We start from the raw sequence: 1,261 nt of genomic DNA on the forward strand, positions 1-1,261 counted from the left end.
GTATGGCTGCAATGTTAGCATTTAATCCAGTTGGAACGCTAGAAGAGAATGAAGAAAACATGAAAGAAGCTTTAGCTCATGTGAAAACAGGTCAGATTACGTATGCTGTTCGTGATACGGAAATTGACGGTGTAGCGATTCAAAAAGATGATTTCATGTGTATTGCAGATGGGAAAATTGTATCTACAAATGCTGAGAAAGTAGGAGCTGCAAAGCAATTACTAGAAGCGCTAATTGATGAGGATTCTGAAATCGTAACGATTCTACAAGGTGAAGATGCAACAGATGAAGAAGTGGCTAAATTAGTTGCGTTTGTAGAAGAGAACTTTGAAGATGCAGAAGTAGAAGTACATGCAGGGAACCAACCGGTGTATTCTTTCATCTTCTCTGTAGAATAAGAAAAGATTCGATTTGAAAATAAATGGGTTACTTACTTGCTAATGGATAAGAAATAGTGATATGAAGTTTATTACTAGTTTTTATTCAAAAGGCTAGCATATTGATGATAGAAAAGAGCCTTGCTGCTAATAGTGAGGCTCTTTTCTTACGTATTGTACAACTTTGTTTTATCCCGCTATTTGTGGGCAGTAAAACTTCCACCACCTATATTCGGCTGGAGCAAAGAAGTTAAGTGGGAGATTAATTGCCCGTAAACGCCCACTGATTATAGTTTCACTTTATATAGAGGGATTAGAGTAGTTTCTCTTAGAATGCCTATGATAGAATATATAAGGTGAAAGAGAGCGATTACAGATGTCAATGATAATAATGGATAATCAATAGAATGAATCAAAGAAAATAATGTGACGGAGCGTGAGAATCTTGAATGAAGTTGTACAAGTTCCTGTTACGGATGTAAAGGGAATCGGAGGAGAAACATCTGAGTTGTTACACGAGATGGGAATTTATACAGTTTCTCATCTATTAGAACATTTTCCGTACCGCTATGAAGACTATGCGATGAAAGATCTTGCTGAAGTAAAGCATGACGAGCGTGTAACGGTTGAGGGGAAARTTCATAGTKCTCCTTTACTGCAATATTATGGGAAGAAGAAGTCACGTCTTACAGTTCGTGTTCTCGTCGGTCGTTATTTAATTACAGCTGTATGTTTTAATAGACCATACTATAAACAAAAGTTAAATTTAGATGAAACGGTAACGATTACTGGTAAATGGGATCAGCATCGCCAAACAATTGCTGTATCAGAACTGAATTTTGGACCGGTTGTACGACAACAAGAAGTAGAACCTGTATATTCAG

2 pseudogenes are annotated in these 1,261 nt (G+C 36.9%); both read left to right on the forward strand.

Annotated elements, in window-relative coordinates:
- A pseudogene (locus tag AC1DJR_RS30285) lies at positions 1-398 on the forward strand (hypothetical protein); the annotation flags it as partial.
- A gap of 424 nt (positions 399-822) precedes the next feature.
- A pseudogene (locus AC1DJR_RS30290) lies at positions 823-1,261 on the forward strand (ATP-dependent DNA helicase RecG); the annotation flags it as partial.

Source organism: Bacillus sp. 05T31 (assembly GCF_056396725.1).